This is a genomic window from Variovorax sp. P4_B11, from assembly GCF_056402355.1.
On the sequence record NZ_JBFUHO010000004.1, the window covers coordinates 254323 to 277304 of the forward strand.

A 22982-nucleotide genomic window follows, 5' to 3' on the forward strand; every position below is an offset into this window, starting at 1 on the left:
CATGACCATCCCCGCCTCTTTCATCCAGGAACTGATCGCACGCGCGGACGTGGTGGAAATCGTCGGACGCTACGTCCCGCTGAAGAAGGCCGGCGCCAACTTCATGGGCCTGTGCCCCTTCCACGGCGAAAAATCACCCTCTTTCTCGGTCAGCCCGACCAAGCAGTTCTATCACTGCTTCGGCTGCGGCGTGCACGGCAATGCGATCGGCTTCCTCATGGAGCATGCCGGCATGGGCTTCGTCGAGGCGGTGCACGACCTGGCCGGCCAGTACGGCCTGCAAGTGCCCGAAGACGACGCCTCGCCCGAGGAGCGCGCCCGCGCCGCCGGCCAGCGACAGAAGCAGGCCACGCTGACCGAAGTGCTCGAGAAGGCCGGCGAGGCCTACCGCAAGCAGCTGCGGCAGTCGCCCGGCGCCATCGAGTACCTCAAGGGGCGGGGCGTCTCGGGCGAGGTCGCGAAGCAGTTCGGCATCGGCTACGCGCCGGCCGGCTGGCGCTCGCTGGCCAGCGTGTTTCCTGACTACGACGATCCGCTGCTGGCCGAAAGCGGCCTGGTGATCGTCGGCGAGGCCAATGACGACGGCGACGGCAAGCGCTACGACCGCTTCCGGGACCGCGTGATGTTTCCGATCCGCAACGTCAAGGGCGAGTGCATCGGCTTCGGCGGCCGGGTGCTCGGCGACGAAAAGCCCAAGTACCTGAACTCGCCCGAAACACCGGTCTTCAGCAAGGGGCGCGAGCTTTACGGCCTCTACGAAGCCCGCGCCGCCTTCCGCGACCGCGGCTACGCGCTGGTCACCGAGGGCTACATGGACGTGGTGGCGCTGGCGCAGCTGGGCTTCCCGAACGCGGTGGCGACGCTCGGCACCGCCTGCACGCCCGAGCACGTGCAGAAGCTGTTCCGCTTCACCGAATCGGTGGTCTTCAGCTTCGACGGCGACGCCGCCGGCCGTCGGGCCGCGCGCAAGGCGCTCGACGGCGCGCTGGCCTACGCCACCGACGTGCGCAGCATCAAGTTCCTGTTCCTGCCCGCCGAGCACGATCCCGACAGCTTCATCCGCGAATTCGGCGCCGACGCCTTCGCGCGCTTCGTCGCCGAGGCCACGCCGCTGAGCCGCTTCCTGATCGAGGCCGCGCGCGAAGGCTGCGAACTGTCGACGGCCGAGGGCCGCGCCCACATGGCCAGCAACGCCCGGCCGCTGTGGAGCGCGCTGCCCGAAGGCGCGCTCAAACGCCAGCTGCTGGCAGAGATCGCCGCGCTGGTGCAGCTCGGCACCCAGGAACTGGGCGAACTCTGGGCGCCGGCGGCACCGCGCCCGCCGGCCCCGGCGCCTGCCCGGTCGGCACCGGCCTCTTCCGAGATGTCCGAAGCGGACTGGGCCAGCCGCGACCAATGGTTCGACGAACAGGCGCGCAGCGGTCCGGAGAAGAAGCGCTTCAAGTCCTTTCGCCAGCCGGCGCCGCCTCGGCCTCCCCCGGGCGGCCGCCGCCTGCCGACCAGCCGGGCCGACGTCGCGGCGCGGCTGGTGTTGTCGAACCCGGCCGAGTGGGAAGCGCTGTCGCATGAGCTTCATGCCCTGCTGTGCGACCTGCCCGGCGAGCACGGGCAGTTGTTCGCCTGGCTCGACAGCCAGTCGCACGAGCACGGGGTCCAGCCCTGGGCGGCGCTGCGCGAGGGCCTGCGCGGCCTGGCCTTCGAGTCGCTGGCAGTGCGGGTCATGACCGGCCCGGACGGCGGCCCGATCGGCGACGCCGAAGGCGAACAGGCGGCCGACGCGGCCCGGGAGCTGCGCAACGTGCTCGATTACATGCTGGACGACCTGCTCAAGGCCCAGCAGAGCGAGGCGATCGCGGCGGTGGGCAGCGACCCGCGGGCGCTGGAGCGCTACAAGGCGCTCGAGGCGCGCCGGCTGGAGTTGCGAAATCGCCTCAGGCCCAGCACAAACACTGCTTGAAAAACGAGCGCCGCGCTATAATGTAAGGCTTAGCTAGACGCCAGCCAGCGTCTGGCAACAAGGCAAGAGCGACAGCAGCACCTCCGGGCCGACCCCAAGCGCAATGCACTTCCCGACGGGAAACGGGTCAATACACCGCAAGGACTGCACACCAAATGTTCGCCCGACATCTTGCCTTTTGACGGCTGCCAGGGGGCTCGCGTTCCCTCAGCCGCAGTGTTTGTGCTCCTGCCTGCGCCGGGTTCGAGGCGCGTGTGATTCCGCTTGGTCCATCTTGTTGTACGAGGTCGTATGCCCAGTTCAAAGAAGCCTGCCGTGTCCGCTGCCAAGAAGCCCGCTGCAGAAAAACCGTCGAAGACCGCCGCGCTGCAGGCAACCAAGACGGGTGCCGTCGCCTCCAAGGCGTCCGCAGCTACGAAAGTGAAAACCGTGCCCACCAAAACGACTCTCTCCGCCGAACCCACCACCGCCAAGCCCGCCGCCAAGAAGGTGGGTCGCCCGCCCAAGGCTGCCGGCACCACCACCACCACCGGCGCCAAGCGCGGCCGCAAGCCGAAGGCCGGCAACGAGTCGGCGGGCAGCGACATCGATCTGTCCGACATCGAAGACGAGCTGGTCGGCGAGGAACCGGCGGCCACGACGACCGAGGAAAAGGTCAAGCCGCTGCGCATGAAGATCAGCAAGGCGAAGGAACGCGCCTTGATGAAGGAGTTCGGCCTCGACGAGACGGTGCTGTCCGAAGAAGACCTGGCCAAGCGCCGCTCGCGCCTGAAGACCCTGATCACGCTGGGCAAGACCCGCGGCTACCTGACGCATGGCGAAATCTCCGACCACCTGCCCGACAAGCTGGTCGACGCCGAGACCATGGAAGTCGTGGTCACGATGCTCAACGACATGGGCGTGGCCGTCTACGAGCAGACGCCGGACGCCGAAACCCTGCTGCTGAACAACACCGCCCCGACCGCCACCACGGTCGAGGAAGCCGAGGAAGAAGCCGAAGCCGCGCTGTCGACCGTCGACAGCGAGTTCGGCCGCACCACCGACCCGGTGCGCATGTACATGCGCGAGATGGGCACGGTCGAGCTGCTGACGCGCGAAGGCGAGATCGAGATCGCCAAGCGCATCGAAGGCGGCCTGATGGCGATGATGGAGGCCATCTCCGCTTCGCCCGCCACCATCGCCGAGATCCTGCGCCTGGGCCAGGAAATCCGTGACGGCAAGGTCGTGATCTCGACCATCGTCGACGGCTTCTCGAACCCCAACGAGGCCGACGACTACGTGGCCGAGGAAGACTTCGACGAGTTCGACGAGGAAGACGACGACGACGGCAAGGGCGGCTCCAAGGCGCTGACCAAGAAGCTGGAAGAACTCAAGCGCGACGCGCTCGAGCGTTTCGACCGCATCGCCGCTCTGTTCGAGAAGGTCCACAAGATCTACGACAAGGAAGGCTACGGCACGCCGGCCTACGACAAGGCCCAGCACGCCCTGTCCGAAGAGCTGATGACGATCCGCTTCACCGCCCGCACGATCGAGAAGCTGTGCGACCTGGTGCGCACCCAGGTCGACGACGTGCGCAAGAAGGAGCGCGAGCTGCGCCGCATCATCGTCGACAAGTGCGGCTTCCCGCAGGAAGACTTCATCCGCGACTTCAGCGGCTACGACAAGAACGGCAACCGCGTGGCCTCGAACCTGCTGAACCTCAAGTGGGTCGAGAAGCAGGCCGCCGCCGGCAAGCCCTGGAGCGCCGTGCTGGCGCGCAACATTCCGCCGGTGCAGGAACTGCAGCAGCGCCTGACCGACATCCAGTCGCGCGTGGTGGTGCCGCTGACGCAGCTCAAGGACATCAACAAGCGCATGAACGAAGGCGAATCGTCTTCGCGCGATGCCAAGAAGGAAATGATCGAGGCCAACCTGCGCCTCGTGATCTCGATCGCCAAGAAGTACACCAACCGCGGCCTGCAGTTCCTGGACCTGATCCAGGAAGGCAACATCGGCCTGATGAAGGCGGTCGACAAGTTCGAATACCGCCGCGGCTACAAGTTCTCGACCTATGCGACGTGGTGGATCCGCCAGGCGATCACGCGTTCGATCGCCGACCAGGCGCGCACCATCCGCATCCCGGTGCACATGATCGAGACCATCAACAAGATGAACCGCATCAGCCGGCAGCATCTGCAGGAGTTCGGCTTCGAGCCCGACGCCAGCATCCTGGCCGCGAAGATGGAGATCCCGGAAGACAAGATCCGCAAGATCATGAAGATCGCCAAGGAGCCGATCTCGATGGAAACCCCCATCGGCGACGACGACGATTCGCACCTGGGCGACTTCATCGAGGACAGCAGCAACACGGCGCCGATCGAGGCCGCGATGCAGGCGGGCCTGCGCGACGTGGTCAAGGACATCCTCGACAGCCTGACGCCGCGCGAGGCCAAGGTGCTGCGCATGCGCTTCGGCATCGAGATGTCGACCGACCACACGCTGGAAGAAGTCGGCAAGCAGTTCGACGTGACGCGCGAGCGCATCCGCCAGATCGAGGCCAAGGCGCTGCGCAAGCTGAAGCATCCGTCGCGTTCCGACAAGCTGCGCAGCTTCATCGATACGCTGTAGCCTCACCCCCCAGGTTGCCCGCACTTCGTGTCGGGCGCCCACCCCCTTCCGGGGGCAACACCAGCGGCCCGGCGAAGCCGGTTCCGCGGTGTTTCACGAAAAGAAGGAAGACCAGAAGGCGCCCACGAGGCGCTCTTCTTTTTGGAGACAGGAGCCGCACCCATGAACCCCGAAGCCGACAAACTCTGGCGCGCGCCGCGCTGGGCGCTGGCCGTGCTGCTGGCGGTGCTCGGCATGCTGGGCCCGTTCTCGATCGACACCTACATCCCGGCCTTCTCGGGCATTGCGCGCTCGATCGGCGCCACGCCGGGCGAGATGCAGCAGACGCTGTCGGCCTACCTGTTCGGCTTCGCCTTCATGAACCTGTTCCACGGCGCGCTGTCGGACAGCTTCGGCCGCCGGCCGGTGGTGCTGTGGGGGCTGGCCGTCTTCACGCTCGCCTCGCTGGGCTGCGCGCTGTCGCAGACCATCGGCCAGCTGGTGCTGTTCCGCGCCCTGCAGGGCCTGTCGACCGGTGCCGGCATCGTGGTCTCGCGGGCGGTGATCCGCGACATGTTCCCGCCGGCCGAGGCGCAGAAGGTGATGTCGCAGGTGACGATCTACTTCGGCATCGCACCGGCGATCGCGCCGATCGTCGGCGGCTTCCTGTTCGTCCACCTGGGCTGGCACAGCATCTTCTGGTTCCTGGTCGGCGTCGGCGTGGTGCTGTGGGTCGCCAACTTCAAGCTGCTGCCCGAAACGCTGCACAAGGACCATCGGCAGCCCTTCGAGGTGCGGCACCTGATGCGCGGCTACTGGGACCTGTGCTCCGACCCGCGCTTCCTGCTGCTGGCACTGGCCAGCGGCGTGCCCTTCAATGGCATGTTCCTGTATGTGCTGGCCGCGCCCGCCTTCCTCGGCGAGCACCTGGCGCTGGCACCGACGCAGTTCTTCTGGTTCTTCATCCTGACGATCGGCGGCATCATGGCCGGCGCCTGGACCAGCGGCCGGATGGCCGGCAAGGTGGCACCGAAGCGGCAGATCCGCGACGGCTTCGTGATCATGCTGGCCACCTCGGTCCTCAATGTCGCCGCCAACGCGCTGTTCACGCCGCACGCCGCGTGGGCACTGTGGCCGCTGGCCGTGTTCGCCTTCGGCTGGGCGCTGATGGTGCCAGTCGTCACCCTGCTGGTGCTCGACCTGCACCCCGAGCGCCGCGGCATGGCCTCGTCGCTGCAGGCCGTGATCGGTTCGACCGCCAACGGCATCGTGGCCGGCGTGGTCGCGCCGCTGGTGATGCACTCCACGCTGGCGCTGGCCGCCACCTCGCTGCTGATGCTGGGCGTCGGGCTGGTGGCCTGGGTCTGGCTGCACGGACGCTGGCCCGAGATCGGCCGCCGGGTCGCCGCCGAGGCTGCCTGATGACGCCCACCCCCGTTGCTTGCTCACTTCGTGTAGCCGCCTCCCCCCTCAAGGGGGCAACACCAGCGGCCCGGCAAAGCCGGTTCCGCGGCGTTCCTGGCCACGGGCAGCGACGACTTCATGCGCCGCGCGCCACGCCCACGCCCCGGCCCAGAGAAAAAACGAAGTGATGCGGACCGAAAACCTGCGGAGTTTCGCGCGCGCATGGTTGCCGGCCCGGGCGGCGGTCGATGGGCGCGAACGCCTGCGCGCGGTCGCGGGCGCAGCGCTCGGACTGCTGTTCACCGGGCTGGCTTGCGAATGGCTGGCCGGCGGCAGCGGCTGGCTGATCGCACCGCTGGGCGCCAGCGCGGTGCTGGTGTTCGCGCTGCCGGCCAGCCCGCTGGCGCAACCCTGGCCGGTGATCGGCGGCAATACCCTGGCGGCACTGGCCGGCGTTGCCTGCGCCCGCTGGCTGCCCGCGGACACGGTCTGGGCCGGCGCGCTGGCAACCGCACTGGCCATCGGACTCATGTTCACGCTGCGCTGCCTGCATCCGCCGGGCGGCGCCGTGGCGCTGCTGGCCGTGCTCACGCACCGGGCGGAACTTCCCTTCGCGCTGCTGCCGGTGCTGGCCGACTCGCTGCTGCTGGTGCTGGCCGGCGTGGCCTACAACAGCCTGACCGGCCGCCGCTATCCGCACGTGCAACTGGCGCCGCGCCAGCCGGCGGCCGATGCGCGCTTCAGCTCGGCCGACATCGACGCCGTGCTGGCACGCTACAACCAGGTGCTGGACATCAGCCGCGACGACCTCGAATCGCTGATCCGGCAGACCGAGATGGAATCCTGGCGCCGGCGGCTCGGCACCGTGCGCTGCGCCGACATCATGTCGCGCGACCTGGTGGTGGCCGAGTTCGGCATGCCCCTGCAGGAAGCCTGGACGCTGATGCACGAACGCCGCATCAAGGCTTTGCCGGTGATCGACCGCACGCGCCGGGTGGTCGGCATCGTCACGCAGGCCGACTTCTTCAGACAGATCGACCTGCAGCACCACGAGGGCATCGGCGGACGGCTGCGCGACTTCATCCGCGCGACCCGCAGCGTGATGTCGAGCAAGCCCGAAGTGGTGGGCCAGATCATGACGCGACAGGTGCGCGTGGCCAGCGAGGACCGGCCGCTGGCGGAGCTGGTGCCGCTGTTCTCCGAAGGCGGACACCATCACATCCCGATCATCGACGGCCAGCGCCGGCTGACCGGAATGATCACGCAGTCGGACTTCGTGCGCGCGCTCTACCGCGCGGTCGGTCCGGAGAACTAGGTTCCGGCGGCGGCCAGTGGGCCGGGTCGGCGAAACGGGCCACCAGGAAATCCAGCAGCACCCGCAGCGACACCGGCATCTGGCGACGCGAAGCGTAGACGCCGTAGACGCCCAGGCCTTGCGGCACGACGCCGGGCAGCAGCGCCACCAGCCGGCCCTGCGCGATCGGGCCGCTGGCGGAATAGACCGGCTGCATCGCAATGCCGGCCCCTTCGATGGCCGCCGCCAGCAGCACCTGCGATTCATTGGCGCTCAAGTTGCCGCTGACCGGCACCGCGATGCGCTCTTCGCCATGGTCGAACTGCCACAGGCTCTTTCCGAAGTAGGAATAGGTCAGGCAGTTGTGCCGCGCCAGGTCCTGCACGCTGCGCGGCATGCCATGCGCGGCGAGGTACGCAGGCGAGGCGCAGACCACCGAGGCGCAATGGCCCAGCGGCCGGGCGATCAGGTTCGGATCGAGCTCGTTGGTGATGCGGATCGCCAGGTCGATGCGCTCCCCGACCAGGTTCACCGGACGGGCGTCGATGTGCAAGTCGATCGCGGCTTGGCGGTGGCGGCGCAGATAGTCGGCCACCGCCGCGGCAAGAACATCCTGGGCCAGCGACTGCGCACAGGCCACGCGCAGCAAGCCGCGCGGTTCGTCCGCGCAGGCACTGGCGGCCGTCGCCATTTCCGCCGCGACCTCGAGCATGCGACGGCAACGCGCCAGCGTTTCCTCGCCGGCCTCGGTGAGGCTGAGCCGGCGCGTCGTGCGATGCAGCAGCCGCGCGCCGGCCCACTGCTCCATCTGCGCAAGGTAGCGAGTGACCATGGCCCGCGACATGTCGAGCGCCTCGGCGGCGGTGCTCATGCTGCCGCGCTCGGCAATCCGCACGAAGACTTCGGCGGCGGTGATCCGGTCCATATTTGATCGATCCAAGCAACAAACCATTGCATGCTAAGCGGTTTTTCGATCGGATCAAGAAACGTACGATCCAGGCCATGTCGGAACCGAACCCCCTCCCCCCGCGCGCGACACTGCTGCACTACGTCTTCGATCCGCTGTGCGGCTGGTGCTATGCCGCGGCGCCGTTGATCGAGGCCGCGCGCGGTGTGCCGGCGCTGGCGATCGAATTCCACGGCGGCGGCATGCTGACCGGCAGCAACCGCCGCGCGGTCACGCCCCAATGGCGCGACTACGTGATGCCGCACGACCGCCGCATCGCCGAACTCAGCGGGCAACCCTTCGGCAGCGCCTATTTCGACGGGCTCCTGAACGACACCGGCGCGATGCTGGACTCCGCGCCGCCGCTGACGGCGGTGCTGGTGGCCGAAGCCGAAGCCGGCCGCGGGCTGGACATGATCCACCGCGTCCAGCAAGCGCACTACGTCGAAGGGCGGCGCATCGCCGACCCCGGTGTGCTGCGCACGCTGGCTGCGGACCTGGGCCTCGACGCCGCGGCCTTCTCCGACGCCTTCGACTTCATGGCCGGCGAGCCGACCCAGCGCCACATCGTCGACAGCCGCCGCTGGCTGGCCCGGATCGGCGGACATGGTTTCCCGACCCTGGCGCTCGCCACCGCCGACGGCCGGCTGACGCCGCTGGAGGCCGGCCGTTGGCTCGGTCGACCCGAAGCCTGGGTCGCACACCTCGAGGCCCTCCTTTTGCAACCCCTCTCACCCACGTCACCCAAGGAACTCCCATGAGCAAGATCGCCCTTCTCGGTATCACCGGCCGCGCCGGTTCGCGCATCGCCAACGAACTGCTGGCGCGCGGCCACAGCGTGACCGGCATCGCGCGCAAGGTCGACGCCGTCGAAGCCCGGCCCGGCCTGACCGTCAAGGCGGCCGACGCGAACGCGGTCGACGCTCTGGTCCCGCTGCTGCGCGGACACGACGCCATCGTCAGTTCGACCCGATTCGCCGGCGGCACCGATGCCGCAACCCTGATCGCCGCGGCCGGGCAAGCTGGCGTGCCCCGCTTGCTGGTGGTCGGCGGCGCCGGCAGCCTCGAGGTCGCGCCCGGCGCGGCGCTGATCGATGCGCCGGGCTTCCCCGACGCCTACAAGGCCGAGGCAGCGGCCGGCGGCGTGATGCTGGCCGCGCTGCGCTCGGAAAAGGAACTCGACTGGACCTTCCTGTCGCCCTCGGCGATCTTCGAGCCGGGCCAGCGCACGGGACAGTTCCGCATCGGCGGCGACAGCCTGCTGAGCGACGCCTCCGGCAAGAGCTGGATCTCGATGGAGGACTACGCGATCGCGATGGTCGACGAGATCGAATCGCCGAAGCACTCCCGCCAGCGCTTCACCGTGGGGTACTGAGCACCCCCCCCCAGGTTGGCCTCACTTCGTGTGGCCGCCCACCCCCTTGCAGGGGGCGCCGCGCTGCGGCCCGGCGAAGCCGGTTGCGCCGCGGTTCCCGTGAAGAGCGCGTGGCGGAGGCTGGACTCAAGCTTCCAGGGTCTTCTTCATCGCCCGCATTCCATCGGCGATCATGGCGGCGATCGGGGCCGCCATCTCGTGCGGCATCAGGTCGGCGATCCAGACCAGGCGGCTGTGCGTCGGGTCTTCGGCGATCACCTGCAGCGATGCGTTGTGGTGCGTGAGGCGGCCGCCGCTGGCGGACCAGACCAGGCGCCGCGCCGCGTCGTCGCAGTCGACGATCAGCTCGCGCGCCACGATGCCGTTGCCGAAGGTGACGACCCGCGTGTCGCCTTCGAGCCGGCAGTCGGTCACGAAGCCCGGCACCAGCCGACGGTGGATCTCGCCAACGTCGCGAACCGCGTCCCAGATCTTCTCGGCGCCCGCCGCGACCTGGATTTCCTGTCGAATCGATGCCATGGCATTACCTCCCGACGCCCAATAACCGCTCCAGCACCTCGGGCTGCGCCTGCAGCGTGGCCGCATGGTCGGCATGCACCACGGTGCCGTGGTCCAGCACCACCGCCTCGTCGGAGATCGCGAGGATCGCCTGGGGATGCTGCTCCACGATGATAGCGGCCAGGCCCTCGTCGCGGGTGATGCGGCGGATCGCGCGCAGCAGTTCCTCGACGATGATCGGCGCCAGCCCTTCGAGCGGTTCGTCGAGCAGCAGCAGCGTCGGGTTCAGCACCAGTGCACGGCCGACCGCGAGCATCTGCTGCTCACCGCCCGACAGCTGCGTACCCAGGTTGCCCTTGCGCTCCGCGAGCCGTGGGAACATCTCGTAGACGCGCTGCGGGTTCCACTTGCCCGGCCGCTCGACCGCCGTGAGGTTCTCGTGCACCGTCAGCGACTTGAAGATGTTTCGCTCCTGCGGCACCCAGCCGATGCCGGCCGCCGCGCGCAGGTGCGGCGAGAGCTTGTGCAGCGCGGCGCCGCCCAGCGTGATGCGGCCGCCATGCTGGCGCGTGGCGCCGGCCAGCGTATTGATCAGCGTGGTCTTGCCGGTGCCGTTGCGCCCCAGCAGCGCCAGCGTCTGGCCCTCGCCGAGCGCCAGCGCGACGTCGTGCAGCACCACGGCCTCGCCGTAGCCGGCGCTGAGGTTCTCGATGCGCAGCAACTCAGACATGTCAGGCCTCCCGCCGGGGCGCCCCAAGGGAGGCCTGCGCCTCCTCGGGGGGTAGCGAACGAATGCGAGCTTGGGGGTCCACATCACCTCCATGGCCCAGATAGACCTCCTTGACCTTCGGATCGTTGGCGATCGTGTCGGGGTCGCCTTCGGTCAAGACCGTGCCGTTGACCAGCACCGTCATGCGGTCGGCGAAACTGAACACCAGATCCATGTCGTGCTCGATCAGGAGCACCGAGACGTCGGCCGGCAGCGCCGCCACGGTCTCGAGCAGCTCCTCGCGTTCGCCGGCCGGCACGCCGGCCACGGGCTCGTCGAGCAGCAGTACGCGGGGCTCGCAGGCCAGCGCGATCGCGATCTCGAGCAGGCGGCGCTTGCCGTAGGCGAGATGCCGCGTCTGCTGCTGCGCGACGTCGGCCAGGCGGAACTGCTCGAGCAGCTGACCGGCCCGTTCGGCCACTGCCTTGGACGACCCGAGCGGCCGCCACCACTGCGCACCGACGCCCGCGTGCTGGGAGACCACCAGCACCAGCGTCTCGAGCGGCGTCATCGAGTCGAAGAGCTGATTGATCTGGAAGGTGCGGACCATGCCGCGCGCGACCCGGCGATGCGGCGCCAGCCGCGTGATGTCCTCGCCCTCGAGCACGATGCGGCCTTCGGTGGGCGTGAGCACGCCGGTCAGCAGGTTGATCAAGGTGGTCTTGCCGGCGCCGTTGGGGCCGATCAAGGCATGGCGGGCGCCGCGCTTGAGGTCGAGCGTGACGTTGTTGGTGGCCGTGATGCCGCCGAAGCGCATCACCAGGCCGGTGGCGGAGAGCACCGTATCGTTGCTGGCGCTCATGGCTTCACCGCCTTGCGGGCGCCGAACCAGGTCCAGGGCTTGAGCAGCCGGTCGCGCCCGACCAGCACCAGCAACACCAGGATCAGGCCGATCCAGAACATCCAGTACTGCGGCGTGACGGTCGACAGCGTGTCCTGCAGCAGCTTGAAGACGATCGCGCCGGCGATGCCGCCGTAGAGCCAGCCGACGCCGCCGATCACCAGCATCAGCACCACGTCGGCCGAGCGGTCGAAGGCCAGCACGTCGAGCGAGGCGAAGCCGGTGGTCTGCGCCAGCAGGGCGCCCGCAGCGCCCGCAACGGCCGCCGCCACGGTGTAGATCACGGCCAGCCGCGACACCACGGGAATGCCGATCGCCATGGCGCGCAGCCGGTTGTCGCGGATCGCCTTGAGCGTGGCGCCGAAGGGCGAATGCACCAGCCGGCGCATCAGCAGGAACAGCAGCAGCATCACCGAGAGCGAGTACCAGGCCGCCGTGCGGCCGAGGAGGTCGAAGTCGAAGAAGCCCAGCACCGGCCCCAACACCACGCCCTGCAGGCCGTCGGCGCCGCCGGTCAGCCCGTCGAGCTTGTTGGCCAGTTCGAGCAGCAGCAGCGCAGTACCCAGCGTGACCATCAGCCGGGTCAGGTCGCTGCCGCGCAGGATGGTGACGCTGGCGATGGCGCCGAGCACCGCCGACAGCGCGATGGCCACCAGCAGGCCGATCGTCGGATCGGGCATCACGTGCTTGGCGAACAGCGCCGCCGTGTAGGCACCGAAGCCGAAGAAGGCCGCGTGGCCCAGCGACACGATGCCGGTGTAGCCGAGGATCAGGTCGAGCGACATGGCGAACAGCGCGACGATGGCGATCTCGTTGATCATCAGCGCATGCGAGGGCATGGCCAGCGGCAGCACGAAGGCCAGCGCCCAGAGCGCGTATTCCCAGGGCCGCCAACCCGCCTTCTTGAGCAAGAGTTGCTGGAAGGACTGTGCCCCCACGCTCGGCACTCGCGTGTCCTCGCTGCCCCCCGAGGGGGCCTTCGCGCCTTGGGGCGGCCCGGCGTCGCGCATCATCACTTGCCCCCCTTGCGCGTGAACAGGCCCTGCGGCCGCCACATCAGGATCACGATCATCAGCAGGTAGACCGTGAAGGCGCCCATCTTCGGGATGAAGTACTTGCCCGCCACGTCGGCGATGCCGAGCAGCAGCGCCGCCAGCAGCGGCCCGGTGATCGACGAGGTGCCGCCGACCGAGACCACGATGAGGAAATAGATCATGTACTTGAGCGGGAAGGTCGGATCGAGTCCGAGGATCTCGGCGCCGAGCGCACCGCCCAGGCCGGCCAGCCCCGAGCCCACCGCGAAGGTCAGCAGGAACACCACGTTGACATTGATGCCCAGGCCCGCCGCCACGCGCGGGTCATCGACCGCGGCACGCAGCCGGCTGCCGAAGCGCGTCTTCGAGAGGATCAGTTGCAGCACCACGGTGAGCAGCGTGCAGACCGCGATGATGAAGATGCGGTAGTGGCCCATGCCCAGCAGCAGCGCGCCGTCGCCGATCTCGGTGCGGCCGCGCAGCCATTCGGGCAAGTGGATGTTCTGCTGCGAGGAGCCGACGAAATAATCGACCGCGGCCACCGCCATGAAGGCCAGGCCGATGGAGAACAGCACCTGATCCAGGTGCGACTTGCCGTACATCGGCCGGTAGAGCGTGCGCTCGAGCAGCGCACCCACAGCGCCGACGACCACGAAGGCCAGCGGCAGGCACAGCAGGAAAGGCACGCCCAGCTTCTGCATCGCGAATACCGTGAGATAGCCCCCGGCCATCGCGAAGGCGCCGTGCGCGAGGTTGATGAAGTTCATCAGGCCCAGCGTCACGGCCAGGCCGACCGCGAGCACGAACAGCAGCATGCCGTAGGCGATGCCGTCAAAGAGAATAGTCAACATGCGGCTGTCCGGAACACTTCGCCCGTCCTACTTGGATTTGCCCGGGTCCTTGACCGACTTGATGACGTCGAACTCGACGTTGTAGAACTGGCCGTCCTTCTTCTCGACCTTGCGCAGGTAGATGTCCTGCGTGATGTCGCGGGTCTGGGCGTCGATCAGCACCGGGCCGCGCGGGCTCTCGAAGACCTGGCCCTTCATCGCGGCCAGCAGCGCGTCGCCGCCGCCCTGGCCCTTGGTGGTCTTGAGCGCCTCGTAGATGATGCGCATGCCGTCGTAGCCGCCGATGGCCATGAAGTTCGGCCGCATGTTCTTGTTGGCCGCCTGGAAGTCGGCCACGAACTTCTTGTTCATCGCCGACGGGTGGGCCGCCGAATAGTGGTGCGAGGTGACCACGCCGAGCGCGCCGTCGCCCATGTCGTTGAGCTGGTCGTCGTCGGTCACGTCGCCGGTGGCGATCATCTTGATGCCGGCCTTGTCCATGCCGCGCTCGAGGAACTGCTTCATCACGGCCGCGCCGGCGCCCGAGGGCACGAAGACGAACAGCGCATCGGGCTTGGCATCGCGCACCTTCTGCAGGAAGGGCGCGAAGTCGGGGTTGCGCAGCGGCACCCGCAGCTTCTCGATCACCTTGCCGCCATTGAGCTCGAAGCGCTCGGCGAAGAACTTCTCGGCGTCGTTGCCCGGACCGTAGTCGGCCACCAGCGTGACCACCGTCTTGATGCCGTTCTTGGGCGCCCAGTCGCCCATCGCGACTGCCGCCTGCGGCAGCGTGAAGCTGGAGCGCACGATGTAGGGCGAAGCCTGGGTGATGCTCGAGGTGGCCGCCGCCATCACGATCTCGGGCGTCTTCGACTGGGTCGCGATCGGCGCCACGGCCAGCGCGGACGGCGTGATGCCGAAGCCGGCCAGCACATTGACCTTGTCGTTGACCACCAGTTCCTGGGCGATGCGCTTGGTGACATCGGGCAGGCCGGTGTCGTCCTTGACGATCAACTGGACCTTCTTGCCGGCGACCGTGTCGCCGTGCTGCGCCATGTAGAGCCGCGCGGCGGCTTCGATCTGGCGGCCGGTGGAGGCCTGCTGGCCGGTCATCGGCAGGATCATCCCGATCTTGAAGGTGTTGTCCTGCGCGTGGGCCAGAGGCATGGCCAGCGCGATGGCGGTCAGGCCGGCAGCCTGTACGAGGTGGCGACGAAGCATGGAACTCTCCTAATTCAATGGGATGCGGAACGGGGGATATTGTGACCAGATGCAAGCAAGCCGGAGCGCCGGCAACTACCTAGCCTTCAGGCCGGAGCAGCGAATTCTGCGCGATCAGCACATCGGTTGCGCGATGATCGCGCAAGGTGTGCGCTATCACGGGTTGTCGGGCCGCCAGGCGGAGTCGAGCGTGATCGTGCCGACCGCCCGCGAGACGCAGGCACAGATGCGGCGGCCCGATGTCTTTTCGTGGGCGCTCAGGAACACGTCGCGATGGTCGATCTCGCCCTCGATCGCCAGCACGTCCATTGCGCACAGCCCGCATTCGCCGCGCCGGCAGTCCCACAGGGTCTGGACGCCGGCGCCTTCGAGCGCTTCCAGCAAGGTGCTGTCGGCAGGCACGGTGATCGCCAGTTGGTGGCGCGGAATGCGCACCTCGAAGGCCTGGGTCGGGAGCCGGCCGCTGCTGCCGAAGGTCTCGAAGCGCAGCTCGGCCTGCGGCCGGCCGGCGGCGGCCCAGGCCTGCCTCACCGCTTCGAGCATCGGCACCGGTCCGCAGGCGTAGAGCTGGCCGCCCGCAGGCAGCGCGGCGATCTCGGCGGCAAAGTCGATCGGCGCACTGCCGGCGAAGGCCTGCAGGCTGGCGCTCGAATGCGGCGCCAGCGCCTCGCGCAGATCCGCCAGGTAGGCCAGCTCGGATTCGTTGCGGGCGCCGTAGAGCATGCGCACGGGGACGCCGCTGCGCGCGGCCAGCGCGGCCAGGCGCTGGGCCATGTAGACCAGCGGCGTGATGCCGATGCCGCCCGCCACCAGCAGGTAGCCCGGCGCCGTCAGGTCGAGGCCGAAGTGGGTCTGCGGCTCGCTCACCAGCAGCCGGTCGCCGACCACCAGCCGCCACATCGCGAGCGAACCGCCGCGGCCCTCGTCCAGCCGCTTGACCGCGATCCGCCAGGCGCGGCCGTCGGGTTCGCCGACGACCGAGTAGGAACGGTTCTGCATGCGCCCCGAACCGGGCGCGCCGACCAGCACCTGCACCTGCAGGTGGGCGCCGGGCTCGTGTCCGGCCACGATGCCCGACTCGGGCGTGATCTCGAACTCGCGCACCGTGGGGCTGAGGTCCTTGATGGCGCTGATGCGCGCCGGCATCCAGTGGATATCGCTTTTCATCTTCGAACTGCCTTCATGCGCGTCGGCGGATCAGCTGCACCCCCGGCAAGGGATGGTTGTGCGCGCCATGCAGCACTTCCCTCAGGTTGCGCTGCGCGATGCGGCTGTGCTCGCGCATCAGCGCCTCGGCACGCGAGCCTTCGCGGTTCTCGATCGCGTCGAGCACCTGGCCGTGCTGGTCCTGCGCGATCAGCAGCATGTCGCGGGCGGCGGGCGAGTTGGCCTGCACCACCACGAAGCCCGAGGGCGAGGCGAACGGCAGGTTGATCACGCGCTCCATCTGCTTGGCGATCAGCGCACTGCCCGCCATCTCGGACAGCAGCCGATGGAACTCCTCGTTGAAGGCGACGTAGCGCGAGAAGGCCGCGTCGTCGAGCGCCGGCTCGCGCAGCAGTTCGTCGATGCGGCGCAGGCAGGCCCTCGCCTCTCGCAGCACCACCGGCGGCGCGCCGCGCTCGGCCGCCAGCCGCGCCGACAGGCCTTCCAGCGTTCCGCGCAGCTCGATGGCGTCGGCCACGTCCCGCTCCGAGAAGGTGCGCACCGCATAGCCGCCGTTGGGCAAACCCTCGAGCAGCCCCTCCTGCTCGAGACGCATCAGCGCGCTGCGCACCGGAGTGCGCGAGACGCCCAGCATCTCGGACACCGCCACTTCGGCGATCCGGGCACCGCCGGCCAGATCGCCGGCCAGGATCATCTCGCGCAGCCGCAACTGGGCCTTGACCGCCTGCGAGCTGCCGGGCTCGACCGGCTCGCCGCTCAACGGGCACCCCCGGCAGCTTCGATCGGGATGGTCGGCGCGCGCGGCTGCTCCCGCGCCACCATCTGGTCGATCAGCCGCCGCGCCCACATCGCCCCGGCGTCAATGTTGAGGTTGTAGAAGCTGTAGTCGGGCCGATCGTCGATCGCGCGCTGCTGGGCTTCGAGCACCCGTTCGTCCTCGCGGAAGATGCCCGCGACGCCCTCGCGCAGCTGGTGCGTGAGCCGCTGCTCGCCGACGCAGTAGTTGCGGGCAAAGGCCCAGAAATAGAGGCAGCTCTTGTTGGTCTCGGGCGTGATGGTGTTGAGCACATAGCCGTTGACGCCCTTGCTGCGGTCGCCCGGCCGGCCGTCGCGCGGCACCGCGCCACTGCCCGCCTCGGCCACGCCGACGTCGATGTTGACGGTGCACGGCCCCTCGAATCGGATGATCTGCCAGCGGTCCACCTTGCCCCGGTAGCCGCGCGCGTAGTGGATCTGCCCGGCCCAGAACGGCGGCGCATCGATGGCCTCCATCCAGCGGGTGACCGTGGCCGAGCGCTCGCCGTGGGTGGCGACGAAAGGCGCCTCGGCCACCGCGCGATTGCCGATCGACGAGCCGTGAACGAAGGTCTCGTGCGTCAGGTCCATGAGGTTGTCGACCACCAGCCGGTAGTCGCAGGCGACCCGGATCATCTTGCCGTCGCCGGCCCAGGCAGGGTCGTCGTTCCAGTGCATGTCGGGCACCAGCGCCGGGTCGGCCTTGGCCGGGTCGCCGGGCCAGACCCAGACGAAGCGGTGTTTCTCGACCACGGGATAGGAGCGCACGCAGGCCGAAGGATTCAGCGTCTCCTGGCTCGGCATGAACGTGCAGCGGCCCTGGCTGTTGTAGACCAGCCCGTGGTAGCCGCAGACCACCTCGTCGCCCTCCAGCCGCCCCAGGGACAAGGGCATGAGGCGATGCCAGCAGGCGTCTTCGAGGGCGGCGACCTGGCCATCGGTGCGCCGGTAGAGCGCCAACTTCTGGTTGCAGACCGTGCGCGCGAGCAAGGCGTGCGAGACCTCGACGTCGTAGGCGGCCGCGTACCAGGCATTGAGCGGGAAAGGACGGACTTCGGCTTTCATGGGATACGCAATGTATACAACGATGCGATAAAGTCCAAGATATTTCACCTTGACAAGGGTAAGTACCGATCTTTCTGTATCCATTCCATGGGCTTTCTGTGCGGATACGATCGACCGTTCTTTTCCCAGATACGACGGAGCCATCCCATGTCCCAGCACGCGTCCCTGCCTGCCCGCTACGACCACGTCGGCAGCTTCCTGCGCCCCCGGTATCTGCTCGAAGCCCGCGAGCAGAAAGCCAAGGGCGAGATCACGCCCGAGCAGCTTCGCAAGGTCGAAGACAAGGCCATCACCGAGATCGTCAAGTTCCAGGAAGACATCGGCCTCAAGAGCATCACCGACGGCGAGTTCCGCCGCACCTATTTCCACATCGACTTCCTCGAGCAGCTCGGCGGCGTGAAGAGCGACATCCCGGTCACGATCCGCAAGCCCGACGGCACCGAGGAGCTGGCGCCGCCCGTGATGCGGGTGATCGACAAGGTGCGCCACGTGAAGAACATCCAGCTCGCGGACTTCGAGTACCTCAAGAGCCAGGTGTCGGCCGGCAACACGCCCAAGGTGACCATCCCCTCGCCCACCATGCTGCACTTCCGCGGCGGCCGCGCCGGCATCAGCCGCGAGGCCTATCCCGAGCTCGACCCGGTGTTCTACGACGATGTCGCCAACGCCTACGGCGACGAGCTGCGTTCGCTCGCCGCGGCCGGCTGCACCTACGTGCAGATGGACGACACCAACCTCGCCTACCTGTGCGACGAGAAGATGCGCGAGGCGGCCCGCCAGCGCGGCGACGACCCCAACGAGCTGCCGCACCGCTACGCCGCCTTCATCAACAAGGTGGTGGCGCAGAAGCCCGAAGGGATGATCCTCGCCATGCACCTGTGCCGCGGCAACTTCAAGAGCACCCACGCGGCGGCCGGCAACTACGAGCCGGTCGCCGAGGCGCTGCTCAAGGAGATGGACCTCGACGCCTACTTCCTCGAGTACGACGACGCCCGCTCGGGCGATTTCCGGCCGCTGCGCTTCCTGCCCAAGGGCAAGACCGTGGTGCTGGGCCTGGTGACCACCAAGTTCGGCGAGATGGAGGACAAGGACGAGCTCAAGGCCCGCATCGAAGCGGCCGCCAAGTACGTCTCGCTCGACCAGCTCGCGCTGTCGCCGCAGTGCGGTTTCTCGAGCACGGTGCACGGAAACAACATCGCGGTCGAGGCACAGCGCGCCAAGCTGCGGCTGGTCGTGGAAACGGCCCAAGAGGTCTGGGGCTCGACCTGAGGCGCCAACCGTGGTGAAGTAGCGTCATGTCCATGAAGCTCTTCACCGCCCCCCTCAGCATGTTCGGCGCCAAGGTGCAGATCGCGGCGCTCGAGAAGGGCGTCGCCTTCGAGTGCGTGATGGTGCCCTTCGACCGCGACGACCGCTACGACCCGAAGCACCCGCAGGTGCTGCGGGTCAACCCGAAGCGGCAGGTGCCGGTGCTGATCGACGGCGATGTCGAGCTGTTCGACTCGACGCAAATCTTCGAATACCTCGAGGACCGCTTTCCGGAGCCGCCGCTGTGGCCTGGCAACGTCGCGGCGCGGGCGCGAGCCCGGCAGCTCGAACTGAAATCGGACGAAGTCTTCTTTCCCCACGTGATCAAGCTCTTCGGCCTGCAACAGGACATGGAAAGTCCGGCGGCGCTGGCTGCCTGCGCCGGCTGCGCCCGCTTCTACGAAGAACTCGAAGCGAAGCTGGCCGACAGCGAGTTCCTGGCCGGTCCCTACTCCTTCGCCGACATCGCCTTCTACATGGCGCAGGTGTTCGCCGAGCGCAAGGGCGCGCCCATGACCGCGGCGACGCCCAGGCTGCTGGCCTGGCGCGAGCGCGTGGGTGCGCGCGGTCCGGTGCGGGACGTGGTCGGCCCGATGATGAACTTCCTGGCCTCGCAAGGGCGCCCGGTACCGGCCCATCTGCAGGCCCTGGTCCGCTCGTGAACCGGATCGACGACCTGCTCGACTGGCTGCCCTCGCCCTCGCAGCACCTGCTGGTGGTGACTTTTGCCTTGCTGGTCTACGTGCTGACCACCCGCGCGCGGCGCGAGCAGCGCGCCCCCACGACCGCCATCGCCTGGGTCATGGGCCTGGCGCTGCTGCCCTACGTGATCCTGCCGATGTACCTGCTGTTCGGGCAGCGCAAGCTCCGGCCGGTGGGCAGGCCGCGGCCGCCGCGCGCGGCGCCGGCGGGGCACTGGGCGGCCGAACTGGTCGAGAGCTTCGGCCTCGCGGCACCCAGCCTCTGCGAGGTGCGCCTGCATTCCGACGGCGCCGCGGCGCGTGACGCGCTGTTCAAGGTGATCGAGGGCGCGCAGCGATCCATCGACGTCTCGACCTTCATCATCGGCGACGACGCGCTCGGCCACGAGGTGATCAACCGGCTCTCCCGCCGGGCCCGCGGGGGCGTCAAGGTCAGGGTGCTGCTCGACGGCTTCGGCGCCCTGTCGCTGCCGCGCACGCACTTCGATTCGCTGCGCGACGCCGGCGCCGAGGTGGCGGTGTTCCGACCGATCTTCAGCCTGCGCCGCAGCGGCCCGCGCAACCTGCGCAACCACCGCAAGCTCACGATCGCGGACGACCGCTGGCTCTGGTCCGGCGGCAGGAACCTGGCCGGCGAATACTTCACCGGCAACGATGCGCACCCGGTGGCCTGGCGTGACCTGTCCTTCGATCTGCACGGCGACGTGGCGACCGCGGCGGCGCGCCAGTTCGACCATGACTGGGCCTCGGTGCGCGGTCGGCAGTCGCGCCCCATTGCCGGCGATGCCGGCCCGCAAGAAGGTGGCAGGCCGGCGCAGTTCCTGCCCAGCGGGCCCGACCAGACCGAGGACACGGCGCAGGCGCTGCTGATCGACGCCTGCTTCCGCGCCGAGCACCGCCTGCTTGCCGTCACGCCCTACTTCGTGCCCGGCGACGGACTGCGCGACGCGCTGCGGCTGGCGGCCCGGCGCGGCGTGCAGGTGACGATCGCGATTCCCGGCCGATCGAACCACCGGCTGACCGATTTCGTGCGGGCCCGCAGCATGCGCGACCTGGCACGTGCCGGCGTGGTGTTCAAGATGCTGCCCTACATGGCCCATGCCAAGGCGGTGGTGGTGGACGAAGACCTGGCGCTGTGCGGTTCGATCAATCTCGACCTGCGCAGCCTGCTTCTCAACCACGAGGCAGCGGTGGTGTTCTATGGCCGCGCCGAGATCGACGAACTGGCGCATTGGATCGAAACCACCGCCTCGGCCGGCGAAACCTACCGGGCGCGCACGCCCGGACTGCTGCGCGACGTCGCCGAGGGCCTGCTGCTCACGATCGCCTTCCAGCTTTGAGCCATGCGCGGGAACATGGCCGATGTTCGATACTCCCTTCCTGTCCACGACATCAGGAGAGCTTCATGGGAACCATGATCGAATTCAAGCGCCCGGATGGCGGCGCGGTGCAAGGCTATCTGGCCGAAGCCGAGAAGGCCTTCGGATCGGTGGTCGTGATCCAGGAATGGTGGGGGCTGAACGACCAGATCCTCGGCGTCGCCGAGCGTTTCGCTCAAGCCGGCTTCACCGCGCTGGTGCCCGATCTCTATCGCGGAAAGAAGACCGTCGAGGCCGAGGAAGCCCACCATCTGATGAGCGGGCTGAACTTCGCCGAAGCCGCCTCGCAGGACGTGCGCGGCGCGCTGCAGTATCTGAAGGCGCGCGGCGGCAAGGTGGGCGTCACCGGCTACTGCATGGGCGGCGCGCTGACCTTGCTGGCATCGACGATGGCGTCCGAGGCCGATGCCGCCGTCATCTGGTATGGCTATCCGCCGCTGGAGTATGTCGATGCCTCGAAGATCACCGTGCCGTTGATGGCACATTGGGCCACGCAGGACGCGGCGTTCGCCATCGCGGGGGTCGATGCCCTCGAAGAGAAGCTGCGCGCGGCGGGCGTGCGCTATGAAGGGCACCGCTACCAGGCGCATCACGCCTTCGCCAACGAAACCGCGCAGGGCCCGGGCCGGATCCCCATCACGCAATACGACGCCGTGTGGGCCCGGCTCGCATGGGATCGCACACTGCGTTTCTTCGGCCGGGAACTCGCCTGACCGGCCGGCCTACTTCTGCTTGTTGGTGTAGCTGGCGTTGCCCAGTCCGGTGCCGATGGTCAGCACCGCCCAGCGCTTCACATCCTGCATGAACGGCAGTTCGCTCAGGCCCTGCACCACCGCATCGTTGTGCAGCAACGCGACCGTCGGCTCGCCGCCGATGGTCGGCAGCCGCTTGCACAGCTCGGTGGGGAGGTGGAAGTTGTCGCTTTCCCAATCGCCGGGCAGGTTCTGCGCGCCGCGCGAGATGGATCCGTCCTTGCGAACGAGCCCGGGGCAGGCGATGCCGATGAAGGGCGCGAGCCGGATGCCCTGCCGCTTGCAATAGCCTATCTGGGCCCCGAGTATTTCAGCCAAGCGGTCGATCAGCGCCTTGCGGCTCGGGCTGTCGTCCGCATGGCGCCACTTCTCGCGCCGCACCACCTTGGCCTTCGACAGGTCGGCTGCGCGCTTCTTGCGCAGCTTGACGATGCCGCAGCGTACGTTGGTGCCGCCGATGTCGAGCGCGAGGATCGCGTCGTGGCCTTTCAGCATCGGCGGCGGCACCAGATGCACCCATCCCAGCAGGCCGCCGTCGTCCGGCTCGTGGCAGATACGGGCCAGCTGCACGGAAACATTCATGTCCTGCAGGATCGCTGCCGCCTGCAGCACCGCGCGCTCGCCCACGTCGCTGCCCGGGAAGCCGCCGCCGATCACGATCCGCTGCACGCCATGCCACGACGGCTGGCGCAGGAAGCGGTCGATCACCCAGGCCAGTTCCTCGGCGAACTGCTCGATCACGCCGTGAACCACGTCCGCGGCCTCGGAACTCTTGGTTTCGCCCAGTGTCGCGTCGAGTTCGCTCTTGCTGAGGTCCTTGGAATGCACGCCGCCCAGCGGGTCCTTGCCCTTTCGGCGACGGCGCTGCCGCCAGCGCTCCAGCAATTGCCTGAAGGCGGTCTGGCTGGCCTGGTCGCCGATGAAGCCGTCCTTGTCGCGCAGCTGGAGGCTGTAGCCCTCGACCGTCACGGCGGGCAGTTCGCGGGCGCCATGCGCGGCGGGGCCTTCGGCGGGCGGCCGATCCGATGCGGGTTCGTCGTTCTTTTTCATTCGGGGTGGG

Annotated in this window: 21 protein-coding genes; 10 read left to right on the forward strand and 11 right to left on the reverse strand. The window is 68.4% G+C overall.

Going from position 1 to position 22982, the window contains the following annotated elements:
* The first annotated feature begins 1 nt into the window (after position 1).
* From dnaG to AC1DYD_RS06825, 4 genes are all read left to right on the forward strand, one after another.
* Complete coding sequence (gene dnaG / locus AC1DYD_RS06810; RefSeq protein ID WP_478171980.1) at positions 2 to 1957, forward strand: DNA primase; 1956 nt, start codon at positions 2 to 4, stop codon at positions 1955 to 1957.
* A 291-nt stretch (positions 1958 to 2248) separates the two neighbouring features.
* Positions 2249 to 4564 carry an RNA polymerase sigma factor RpoD gene (gene rpoD, locus AC1DYD_RS06815; RefSeq protein ID WP_478171981.1) on the forward strand — a complete coding sequence of 772 codons (2316 nt, stop codon included), beginning with the start codon at positions 2249 to 2251 and terminating at the stop codon, positions 4562 to 4564.
* A gap of 162 nt (positions 4565 to 4726) precedes the next feature.
* Positions 4727 to 5965 carry a multidrug effflux MFS transporter gene (locus tag AC1DYD_RS06820; protein ID WP_478171982.1) on the forward strand — a complete coding sequence of 413 codons (1239 nt, stop codon included), beginning with the start codon at positions 4727 to 4729 and terminating at the stop codon, positions 5963 to 5965.
* A 169-nt stretch (positions 5966 to 6134) separates the two neighbouring features.
* On the forward strand, positions 6135 to 7262 hold the full coding sequence (locus AC1DYD_RS06825) for an HPP family protein (RefSeq protein WP_478172027.1): 1128 nt from the start codon (positions 6135 to 6137) through the stop codon (positions 7260 to 7262).
* On the opposite strand, the gene AC1DYD_RS06830 is transcribed toward AC1DYD_RS06825, so the two are convergent.
* Positions 7207 to 8166, reverse strand: a complete 960-nt coding sequence (locus tag AC1DYD_RS06830; RefSeq protein ID WP_478171983.1) for a LysR family transcriptional regulator — start codon at positions 8164 to 8166, stop codon at positions 7207 to 7209. The two genes, AC1DYD_RS06825 and AC1DYD_RS06830, sit on opposite strands and share 56 nt — an antisense overlap.
* Before the next feature lie 77 nt (positions 8167 to 8243).
* Here AC1DYD_RS06830 and AC1DYD_RS06835 point away from each other — a divergent pair, with 77 nt between their 5' ends.
* Together AC1DYD_RS06835 and AC1DYD_RS06840 are read left to right on the forward strand one after the other, a co-directional pair.
* Complete coding sequence (locus tag AC1DYD_RS06835; protein ID WP_478171984.1) at positions 8244 to 8948, forward strand: DsbA family protein; 705 nt, start codon at positions 8244 to 8246, stop codon at positions 8946 to 8948.
* The gene (locus AC1DYD_RS06840) at positions 8945 to 9562 is read left to right on the forward strand and encodes an NAD(P)-dependent oxidoreductase (protein ID WP_478171985.1); all 618 of its coding nucleotides are present in this window, start codon (positions 8945 to 8947) and stop codon (positions 9560 to 9562) included. The genes AC1DYD_RS06835 and AC1DYD_RS06840 overlap by 4 nt, the downstream gene beginning before the upstream one ends.
* Before the next feature lie 126 nt (positions 9563 to 9688).
* Here AC1DYD_RS06840 and AC1DYD_RS06845 read toward each other — a convergent pair whose 3' ends face one another.
* The 9 genes from AC1DYD_RS06845 to AC1DYD_RS06885 form a co-directional block, all read right to left on the reverse strand.
* Positions 9689 to 10081, reverse strand: coding sequence for an SRPBCC family protein (locus tag AC1DYD_RS06845; protein WP_478171986.1), 393 nt, complete (start codon positions 10079 to 10081; stop codon positions 9689 to 9691).
* A 4-nt stretch (positions 10082 to 10085) separates the two neighbouring features.
* Complete coding sequence (locus tag AC1DYD_RS06850) at positions 10086 to 10790, reverse strand: ABC transporter ATP-binding protein (RefSeq protein WP_478171987.1); 705 nt, start codon at positions 10788 to 10790, stop codon at positions 10086 to 10088.
* Between the two features lies 1 nt (position 10791).
* The gene (locus AC1DYD_RS06855) at positions 10792 to 11631 is read right to left on the reverse strand and encodes an ABC transporter ATP-binding protein (protein ID WP_478171988.1); all 840 of its coding nucleotides are present in this window, start codon (positions 11629 to 11631) and stop codon (positions 10792 to 10794) included.
* On the reverse strand, positions 11628 to 12683 hold the full coding sequence (locus AC1DYD_RS06860) for a branched-chain amino acid ABC transporter permease (protein ID WP_478171989.1): 1056 nt from the start codon (positions 12681 to 12683) through the stop codon (positions 11628 to 11630). Before AC1DYD_RS06860 ends, AC1DYD_RS06855 begins: the two co-directional genes overlap by 4 nt.
* A complete protein-coding gene (locus AC1DYD_RS06865) occupies positions 12683 to 13555 on the reverse strand; it encodes a branched-chain amino acid ABC transporter permease (RefSeq protein ID WP_478171990.1) in 873 nt (290 codons plus the stop codon). The genes AC1DYD_RS06860 and AC1DYD_RS06865 overlap by 1 nt, the downstream gene beginning before the upstream one ends.
* Positions 13556 to 13582: 27 nt before the next feature.
* A complete protein-coding gene (locus AC1DYD_RS06870) occupies positions 13583 to 14755 on the reverse strand; it encodes an ABC transporter substrate-binding protein (RefSeq protein ID WP_478171991.1) in 1173 nt (390 codons plus the stop codon).
* 156 nt (positions 14756 to 14911) lie between these two features.
* Positions 14912 to 15922 carry a PDR/VanB family oxidoreductase gene (locus AC1DYD_RS06875; protein WP_478171992.1) on the reverse strand — a complete coding sequence of 337 codons (1011 nt, stop codon included), beginning with the start codon at positions 15920 to 15922 and terminating at the stop codon, positions 14912 to 14914.
* Positions 15923 to 15935: 13 nt separating this feature from the next.
* Positions 15936 to 16682, reverse strand: a complete 747-nt coding sequence (locus AC1DYD_RS06880; RefSeq protein WP_478171993.1) for a GntR family transcriptional regulator — start codon at positions 16680 to 16682, stop codon at positions 15936 to 15938.
* Positions 16679 to 17782 (reverse strand): aromatic ring-hydroxylating dioxygenase subunit alpha, encoded by a 1104-nt coding sequence (locus AC1DYD_RS06885; RefSeq protein WP_478171994.1) that lies wholly within the window; start codon positions 17780 to 17782, stop codon positions 16679 to 16681. The genes AC1DYD_RS06880 and AC1DYD_RS06885 overlap by 4 nt, the downstream gene beginning before the upstream one ends.
* 147 nt (positions 17783 to 17929) lie before the next feature.
* On the opposite strand from AC1DYD_RS06885, the gene AC1DYD_RS06890 reads away from it, so the two are divergent.
* The 4 genes from AC1DYD_RS06890 (at position 17930) to AC1DYD_RS06905 (ending at position 21883) form a co-directional block, all read left to right on the forward strand.
* A complete protein-coding gene (locus AC1DYD_RS06890; RefSeq protein ID WP_478171995.1) occupies positions 17930 to 19051 on the forward strand; it encodes a 5-methyltetrahydropteroyltriglutamate--homocysteine S-methyltransferase in 1122 nt (373 codons plus the stop codon).
* A gap of 32 nt (positions 19052 to 19083) precedes the next feature.
* Complete coding sequence (locus AC1DYD_RS06895; protein WP_478172028.1) at positions 19084 to 19752, forward strand: glutathione S-transferase family protein; 669 nt, start codon at positions 19084 to 19086, stop codon at positions 19750 to 19752.
* Positions 19749 to 21131, forward strand: coding sequence for a phospholipase D-like domain-containing protein (locus AC1DYD_RS06900; RefSeq protein ID WP_478171996.1), 1383 nt, complete (start codon positions 19749 to 19751; stop codon positions 21129 to 21131). The genes AC1DYD_RS06895 and AC1DYD_RS06900 overlap by 4 nt, the downstream gene beginning before the upstream one ends.
* Before the next feature lie 74 nt (positions 21132 to 21205).
* Positions 21206 to 21883, forward strand: coding sequence for a dienelactone hydrolase family protein (locus AC1DYD_RS06905; RefSeq protein WP_478172029.1), 678 nt, complete (start codon positions 21206 to 21208; stop codon positions 21881 to 21883).
* Between the two features lie 9 nt (positions 21884 to 21892).
* Here AC1DYD_RS06905 and AC1DYD_RS06910 read toward each other — a convergent pair whose 3' ends face one another.
* Complete coding sequence (locus tag AC1DYD_RS06910) at positions 21893 to 22972, reverse strand: ROK family protein (RefSeq protein WP_478171997.1); 1080 nt, start codon at positions 22970 to 22972, stop codon at positions 21893 to 21895.
* Between the last annotated feature and the right edge of the window lie 10 nt (positions 22973 to 22982).